Raw genomic sequence first — 8,160 nt, forward strand, 5'->3', positions numbered from 1 at the left:
GCCCGGACTCGAGGAGTCCGGGCCCACCGTCATGTCCGGACCCGGGTCGGTCAGGCGCAGGGGCTGCGGAAGGGGCCACCGGTGCCGCAGGAGGGACGACGGAGCGCTGGTCGACCGTGCCGACGCTCCTTCGGCCGGTCCGCCGGCGCTCCCTTCGCCCGGGGAGGAACGGCCGGCTTCACAGAGAGCTGCGCAGGGCGGGCAGGAGTTTGGCCTCGGCCCAGTCGAGGAACGGCTGCTGCTGGTCTCCGCCGATCTGCACGAGGGCGACCTCCGTGAAGCCCGCCTCCTCGTACCGGCGCACCGCCTCGACGAACGCGTCCACGTCGTCGCCGCACGGAATGGCCTCGGCCACGTCGGCGGGCCGGACGTGCCGCGCGGCCTGGTCGAAGCCGACGGGGCCGGGGAGCTCCGCGTTGACCTTCCAGCCGCCGAGGGACCACCGGAACTGGTCGTGCGCACGGGCGATGGCGGTGTCCCGGTCGGTGTCGTAGCAGACGGGAAGCTGGCCGACGCGCTGCTTGCCCGCCCCGCCGTGCTCGTCGAACTGCTCGAGGAGCTGCCGCTTCGGCTCCGTGGCGATCACCAGGTCGCCCTTACGGCCGGCGAGCTCGCAGGAGCTGGGGCCGGAGACGGCGATCCCGATCGGGGGCGGCGCGTCGGGGAGGTCCCAGAGCCTGGCGTTCTCGACGTCGTAGTGGGCGCCGTGGTGGCTCACGCTCTCCCCGGTGAACAAGCGCCGGATGATGTCCACGGCCTCCTCCAGCATGTCGAGGCGTACGTGGGCGGCCGGCCACCCGGCCCCCACGACGTGTTCGTTCAGGTTCTCCCCGGAACCCAGGCCCAGACGGAACCGCCCCTCGGACAGGATCTGCATCGTCGCCGCCTTCTGCGCGACGACCGCGGGGTGGTAGCGGAAGGTCGGGCAGGTCACGTACGTCATCAGCGGGATCCGGGACGTGGCCTGCGCGGCGGCGCCCAGGACGCTCCACGCATAGGGCGAGTGGCCCTGTGATTCCAGCCAGGGTGAGAAGTGGTCGGAGATGACGGAGAAGTCGAAGCCCGCCCCCTCCGCACCCACGACGTGGGACACCAGCTCACGCGGTCCGGCCTGCTCGGTCATCATCGTGTACCCGATTCGCACCATACGGCGCGCCTTGCCCATATCGCGCTCACGAAACCTCCCACGGGACGGAACCTCGCGCGGGACGGAACCTGCCCCGCCGCGGTCACGCCCGCGGCGCGAAATACGCCGGGCGGACGCTCATGTTCGGGCCTCCACCGGGCACACGGCGGTCATCGGCCGAGCGCAGTGCCCCCCGGCCGAACGCAGTGCTCACCGACCGAGCTCACCGACCGAGGGGACCCTGACCATGCTGGGTATCGCCGCCGCAGTGCTGTTCTTCATCGCCTTCCTGATCAACGCGGCTCACATCGCCACCAACGACGTGCTGAGCTCCACCAACTTCATGCTGATCGGTCTCGCGGCGCTTGCGCTGCACGTCGCCGGGATCGGCAACGCGTGGGCCGCCCGTGGGCGGGGCCGCAGACGCTGACCCCGGGAGGCGAGGTCCGCACTTCCGGTCTGGTGGTCTGCCGGGTGAGTGAGCCGGGGGGTCAGTGAGCCGACCGAGCGACCGAGCGACCGAGCAGAAGAGCAGAAGAGCAGAAGAGCAGACGAGCAGACGGGGCCGCGCGGCGGCCGACCAAGGGGAGGGCTGCCGCATGGCGTCATCAAGGGTGAGCAGAAGCAAGGGCCCGCACCGCGGCGCGCCGCTGGGGGGCGACGTTCTGCTCGCCTTCGGACTCGCCGGGACAGCTGTGGCCGGGCTGGCGGCTTTCGTCCGGGCCGCCGGAGACGCCGGGACGCGGATACCGGTCCTCCCCGTCGTGACGGTGGTGGTCCTGCTGCTGGGGGTGGTGCTCGCCCGGTGGAGCGTCTCACCCGTCCGACGGCGCTCCGCGGCGCGTCCCGACGCGTACGGGTACGCCGCGCCGGCCGGGCCCGGCCTGTTCGAGGCGCCCGGCACGGCCTTTCCGCCCGGCACGGGCTGCATACCCGACACCCTCCGCATACCCGACACCATTCGAGTACCCGACACGGACCACGTGCCCGACCCGGGGCTCGTGCCCGACGTCGGGGCCACGGCTCTGGACCACGCGGCGGTCGATGCCGACGGCTTCGAACACACCGTCGCGGCGCTGTGCGCGCGGGACGGCTGCAGCCCGGTGGAAGTGGTGGGCGGCGCAGGGGACTTGGGCGCCGATGTGCTCGCCACGACCCCGGACGGACTGCGCGTCGTGCTGCAGTGCAAGCACTACGCCGAGGACAACCGGGTCGGCTCGCAGGACCTGCAGCGATTCGGCGGTACCTGCTTCGCCGTCCACGACGCCGATGTGGCGATCATCGTGACCACCAGCTCCTTCACCGCACCCGCCCTCGACTACGCGGCCACCTGCGGCATCGTCTGCCTCGACGGGGAGGCCCTGGCCGAATGGACCGAGCAGGCGGTGCCGCCGCCCTGGGAAGCGCCCGAAGTCCGTTCCGAGGCGGCCCACGACGTCCCCCGCGCGCTCGGATCCGAAGCCCGCTGACGCGAGCCAGGCGCCCGCCCACGCCGTGGACGAGCGCCCGGATCTCTCCGCCGCCCTCGCCTGTGCAGGTGGGGGCGGCGGCGCGCCGTGCACGTCAGGGCCGGTCCGGGGCGCCTCGCGGGTTTACCGTCGGCGGCATGGACGGTGACGGCCGAGGGTGGCGCCAGTGTTTGCTCAGTGGGGCGGTGTTCGCCGTGTGCATGGCCGGCACCACCTTGCCGACCCCCCTCTACGGCCTCTACCAGGAGAAGTTCGGGTTCTCCGAGTTGACGGTGACCGTGGTGTACGCCGTGTACGCCTTCGCGGTCATCGGTGTGCTGCTGCTGGCGGGCAATGCCTCGGACGCCGTGGGCCGGCGGCCGGTGCTGCTGGCGGGGCTCGGCTTCGCGGCCGGGAGCGCCGTCTGCTTCCTGTGCGCCGACGGGACGGCCTGGCTGTACGCCGGGCGGCTGCTGTCGGGACTGTCCGCGGGCCTGTTCACCGGGGCCGCCACGGTGTACGTCATGGAGCTGGCACCGCGCGGAGGCGCCTCGAGGGCCACGCTCGTCGCGACGGCCGCCAACATGGGTGGGCTGGGTTGCGGCCCGCTGCTCGCGGGCGTGCTCGCGCAGTACGCCCCCTGGCCGCTGTACCTGCCGTTCGCCGTGCACCTCGCGCTGGTGGCCGGCTCGGCCGTCGTCCTGCTGCGGCTTCCTGAGACGGTTGGGGAACGGCGGCCGCTGAGCACCGTACGGCCGCAGCGGCCCGGTCTGCCGCCGCAGGTACGGGCGGCGTTCGTACCGGCGGCGGTCGTCTCGTTCGTGGGGTTCGCGCTGTTCGGGGTGTTCACCTCCGTCAGTCCGGCGTTCCTCGCGCAGTCCCTGGACGTGACGAACCACGCCGTGAGCGGGCTGGTGGTCGCGCTGGCCTTCTTCGCCTCCACCGCCGGACAGCTGGCGGTCGGCCGTGTCGGGGTGGGGCGCTCGCTGCCGCTCGGGTGCGCCGGGCTCCTCGGCGGGCTGGCGCTGCTCGCGGGTGCGCTGGGCTGGGATCTGCTGCCGCTGGTCGTACTGAGCGCCCTCGTGGGCGGGTTCGGGCAGGGGATGGCGTTTCGCGGGGCGCTCTCCGCGGTGGCCGGGGCATCCCCCGCGGACCACCGGGCGGCCGTGATCTCCACGCTGTTCGTGGTGGCGTACGCGGGCATCTCCGTGCCGGTGATCGGGGTGGGGGTCTTGGTGGGTCCGCTCGGGCTGGAGGGTGCGGGGCTGGTGTTCATCGCGTGCATGGCGGTGCTCGTCCTGTCCGCGGCCGGCTACCTGCTCCGGCGTCCGGTGCGAGCCGCCGGGGCCTGAGTGCCCGAGGCCCGCGGGGGCCGGCCGCCGGCCCGTTCCGGCGCGCAGGGGCGGGTGACGGTCCGTCGGCAGGTTCCGTCGGAGGCCCGGAGAACGTCTCCGCGCTCCCCGGGGCCGCCCGGGGGCCGCGTTCCTCACGCGTCGTGACGGAGAGAATTCGACAGGTAGTAATTAGATGAATACCTGACTGAATTCCCGTCAACAAGCCAGCCTTCATTATCTCGATCTTATAACGACTCTCTTCGGCAAGGCCTGGACCAATGCGCATGACGCGCGTAACTGGCCTTATTTTATTGTGAATTGAATGTTCGTCAGATTTGACGGACAGGTAACGGAATGATTTCTCGAAGCGCGCTCCTCTTTGTCCGAATTCTCCGCCGCATTCGTCTGGCAGGCTTCCGCGCACCCACTCATCCGACACAGACTTGAGGTGCCCATGCCAGGACGACGCAGACGGCGTGAACACCGGCGCAAACCCCGGCGGTTGATGCTCCTCACCGCCGCCATGGCCACCTCGGCGGTCATCGCCGCCGGGATCGCCTACTCCGGACTGGGCGACGGCGCCCAGGCCGTGTCCGTACAAGCCGCCGCCGCGGCCGCCGCGCCGGCCGCCGCGCCCGCCCGGGACCAGGAGCCCCAACCCCTCACGAGCGCGCCCGCCAACGAGGGCGCGCGCGGCATGGTCTACGACGGCCTCGCCCCCGCGGCGAAGGGCGACCGGTGCGCCGGCGTGTACCGGACGGATGCCGGTCTCTGTACCCACGGCCCCGACGCCCCGCCCAAGGGTGTCGACATCACGAAGGACATCGCGCCCGCCGTCAAGGCGTCGGCGCCGGCGGCCGATCCGGCCCGCCCCGCCACCGACGACCCGGCGACCGGCGAAGGCGGCGGGCGCCCTCAGGACGCGCCCGCCGCCGACGGCGCCCGCACGGCCGACAAGTCCGCCGCGCCCGCGCCCTCGGCCGCCGGCCAGGACATAGCCGCCGGCCCGGCGGGTCAGACCGTCCAGTGCGACGGAGACGGCAGCACCGGCAACCGCGTCCAGGTGGTGTACGTCCACGGACCCGGCCGCGACCGCTACTCCGAGTACGTGGCCTCGTTCCGCAAGTGGGCGGCCGACGCCGACCTCATCTACGCGACGAGCGCCCAGGAGACCGGCGGGATCCGTCACATCCGCTACGTGACGGCCGCCGACTGCACCCCGACCGTGGTCAACATCGAGCTCCCGGACTCGGCGCTGGCCGAGTTCAGCGCGACCAACGCCGCGCTCGCCGGCAAGGGGCTCGACCGCCGGGACCGCAAGTACATGATCTTCGCGGACACCCAGGTCTACTGCGGCATCGGCACCTTCAACGGCGACGAGCGGCCCGGCCAGGCCAACATCAGCAACTTCGGCCCCTCGTACGGCCGTACGGACTCCGGTTGCTGGGGCGGCCACACCGCGGCGCACGAACTCGGCCACAATCTGGGCGCGGTCAACAACAGCGCCCCGAACACCAGCCGCGGCGCGCACTGCACCGACGAGTTCGACGTCATGTGCTACTCGGACACGCCGTACTACCCGCAGATGCGCAACGTCTGCACCAACCAGGCGTCCGAGAACATCCTGGACTGCAATCACGACGACTACTTCCACACCAGCCCGAAGGCCGGCAGCTACCTGGCCACGCACTGGAACATCGCCGACAACCAGTTCCTGATGCGCACCCAGGGCGGAGGCGGCACCGACCCCGGTCCGAACCCGACGCCGACCCCGACCCCGACCAAGAGCCCGACGCCGACCAAGGCGCCGACGCCCACGCCCACCAAGAAGCCCACGGGCGGACCGGCCGTGACGGTGGCACAGGTCCAGTCGGACTCCGTCGTCGTGAACTGGCCCAAGGTCGAGGGCGCCGCCTGGTACCAGGTCCTGCTGAACGGCAAGCACCTGGCCTGGGTCCAGTCCCCGGTGCTGCGCGTCTACAACCTCCGGGCCGACACCTCCTACACGGTCGCCGTCTCCGTCCGCGACAGCGCCGGCCGGGACACCGGACCGGGCAAGGCCACGTCCTTCCGCACGAAGGGCACGGGCGGTGGTACGACCACCCCCAACACCCGGTACCTGCTGGGGAACGGCAGCACCGGCATGGCCGCCGAGATCTGGGGCGGACGCGGCGCCGACGGCACCGTGCTCGTCGGGGCGCGCTCCAACGGATACGCCCAGCAGCAGTGGTACTTCGACGACGCGGGCAGCGGACTGGTCCGCATCCGCTCGGCGGCATCCGGCAAGTGCCTGCAACCGGGCGGCGCCGCGGCCGCCGGCATGTGGGTCGCGCAGCAGCCCTGCGGCGCCGTCGGCGCGCAGGCCTGGAAGCTGACCTCCCGCGGCGGCGCGGTGACCGTCACCGACCCGAGCGGCGGCTTCGCGCTGACCGTGAGCAGCCGCCCGTACTACGGGAACTGGCTGCTCGACCTCCAGCGCGCGGACGGCCGCGCGGCGCAGGCCTGGACCGCGCAGAAGGTCGGCTGACCAGCCCCGCCCCCTGAAGTCCCCCCGGCGGACGGCCGCGCGACGCGGCCGTCCGCCGGTCCCTCATCCCACCCGGAGCACCGCCACGATGCGCATACGAATCGCTTTCCAGGCCGTCCTGACCGCACTCGGTCTGATCCTGCTGTCCCCGGCCGCGGCGCACGCCCACGGCGACACCGTGAAGGTGGTGATGTCCGGGCAGCGGGAAGGCCATGTCACCGCGGACCTCACCTGGGAGAACGACGGGGACGCCATCGACGAGGCGGTCGCCGCCACCGTGAACGCCGTCAGCGCCGACGGCGCGCGCACCGCGGGACCCTGGCGCCTGGTACGCGATCCGGCGGCGGCGCCGGCGGGCTGGACCACGGCCGAGTCCCTGCCGCCCGGGGCCTGGAAGGTCACCGTGGACGTGGGCTTCCCCGCTCTCGGGCACGGTGAACTCGAGGTCGCCGTACCGGTGGTGGACCCGGCTCCGGCCACCGGCACCCCGGGCCCCCGTCCCGCCGCACCCTCACCCGCGCCGACCCCGACACCGGCGCAGGCCTCCGCCTCGGCCCAGGCACCGACAGGAACCTCCGAGGCCTCCCCGGAATCCGGGAAGGCCGGATCGGGGTCCGCCGTCTGGTGGACGACGGCGGGCGTGGCGGTCACGGCCTTCGCCGGGGCGGCCGTCGGGATCCTCGTACGACGCCGGCGCGCCCGCCGCTAGGCGGGCGGTCCCGCACGGCCGCGCGCGGCCCCTCGGGGGGCCGCGCGGGCAAGAGGCTCTGCGGGTGGTGGCCGCTACGGAAGGCGCGTCAGCACTTGAGGCCGGCGGCGGCGGCCGTCGTCGCCTGGTCCAGCTTCTGGATCTGCGGCTGCAGCATGGTCAGGGCGTCCTTGCCGGTCGTGTCGCCCGGCACGTCGTCCCAGGCCTTCTTCAGGTCCTCGGTAGCGCTCTGGACGGCCGAGCGCTCGGCCTCCTTCATCTGGCTCGCGTTGGTCTTGACGCTGTTCCAGTCGTCCTGGACGGCCTGCTGGGCGTCCTTCACCTGGTCCTTGGTCGCGGACGAAGGGTCGAGCGCCTTGAGCTTGGCGGTGTCGCCCTTGAGCTCGGAGAGGTCGGCGCACAGTGCACTCGCGGCCTTGGTGGCATCCTCCGAGGGCGAGCTGTCGTCGGAGCACGCGCTGAGACCGAAGACCGCGGCGGCACAGAGCACGCCGATCACGGGAAGACGCTTCATGAACACTCCTCGAGCGGGACGGGGCGGGTGAGGATCCCTGCGGAACCCAAGACCACCTACACACGCCCGGGCGCGATCCGCATCCCGCCCCGCCCCCCGTCCGGACCATTCGACGGGACGGACCCCGGCGGTCCCCGCTCCCGCAGCGCGGCGAGGGCACCCGGTTCGGCCCCGGCTCCCTCCCCGGACCGCACACGAACGCGTCGCCCGGCGCAGCGCCGGGCGGGTGAACCGCTGGCGGCCTCCCGGCAGGCCCGGTAGGCGCCGGTGCCGCCGCCCGCGTGGCGATCATCCGAGGGGGCCGCGAGAATGGGGGCCGGAGGGACAGCGTCCGGATGGCGTACCCGGGCCGGACGTCCCGCAGTGCTACGCCAGGTGGCAGGGAACACAGGTGATGGCTCATGTGTCGATGGCTCGCCTATTCGGGAACCCCCATGCTGCTCGACACCATCCTGTACAAACCCGCCCACTCGCTGATCGACCAGAGCCTGCACTCCAAGCT

General features: G+C 72.6%; 7 protein-coding genes and 1 pseudogene. 6 read left to right on the forward strand and 2 right to left on the reverse strand.

The window, feature by feature from the left end; translation table 11 throughout:
- Window positions 1-178 precede the first annotated feature (178 nt).
- Window positions 179-1,147 (reverse strand): LLM class F420-dependent oxidoreductase, encoded by a 969-nt coding sequence (locus ABZY44_RS36875; protein WP_356661792.1) that lies wholly within the window; start codon window positions 1,145-1,147, stop codon window positions 179-181.
- Window positions 1,148-1,373: 226 nt separating this feature from the next.
- On the opposite strand from ABZY44_RS36875, the gene ABZY44_RS36880 reads away from it, so the two are divergent.
- From ABZY44_RS36880 to ABZY44_RS36900, 5 genes are all read left to right on the forward strand, one after another.
- Window positions 1,374-1,556 (forward strand): hypothetical protein, encoded by a 183-nt coding sequence (locus ABZY44_RS36880; protein ID WP_356661794.1) that lies wholly within the window; start codon window positions 1,374-1,376, stop codon window positions 1,554-1,556.
- Window positions 1,557-1,740: 184 nt separating this feature from the next.
- Entirely contained in the window at window positions 1,741-2,595 is an 855-nt protein-coding gene (locus tag ABZY44_RS36885; RefSeq protein ID WP_356661796.1) for a restriction endonuclease, read from the forward strand.
- Window positions 2,596-2,732: 137 nt separating this feature from the next.
- The gene (locus ABZY44_RS36890) at window positions 2,733-3,926 is read left to right on the forward strand and encodes an MFS transporter (RefSeq protein ID WP_356661798.1); all 1,194 of its coding nucleotides are present in this window, start codon (window positions 2,733-2,735) and stop codon (window positions 3,924-3,926) included.
- Window positions 3,927-4,413: 487 nt separating this feature from the next.
- The gene (locus tag ABZY44_RS36895) at window positions 4,414-6,435 is read left to right on the forward strand and encodes an RICIN domain-containing protein (RefSeq protein ID WP_356661800.1); all 2,022 of its coding nucleotides are present in this window, start codon (window positions 4,414-4,416) and stop codon (window positions 6,433-6,435) included.
- A gap of 88 nt (window positions 6,436-6,523) precedes the next feature.
- Window positions 6,524-7,144, forward strand: coding sequence for a hypothetical protein (locus ABZY44_RS36900; protein ID WP_356661802.1), 621 nt, complete (start codon window positions 6,524-6,526; stop codon window positions 7,142-7,144).
- 88 nt (window positions 7,145-7,232) lie between these two features.
- Here the strand turns inward: ABZY44_RS36900 and ABZY44_RS36905 are convergent, their stop codons facing one another.
- Window positions 7,233-7,658 (reverse strand): hypothetical protein, encoded by a 426-nt coding sequence (locus ABZY44_RS36905; RefSeq protein WP_356661804.1) that lies wholly within the window; start codon window positions 7,656-7,658, stop codon window positions 7,233-7,235.
- A gap of 401 nt (window positions 7,659-8,059) precedes the next feature.
- Here ABZY44_RS36905 and ABZY44_RS36910 point away from each other — a divergent pair.
- Window positions 8,060-8,160, forward strand: a pseudogene (locus ABZY44_RS36910) (class II glutamine amidotransferase); the annotation flags it as partial.

Source organism: Streptomyces sp. NPDC006544, from assembly GCF_040611715.1.
Classification (GTDB): Bacteria; Actinomycetota; Actinomycetes; order Streptomycetales; family Streptomycetaceae; genus Streptomyces.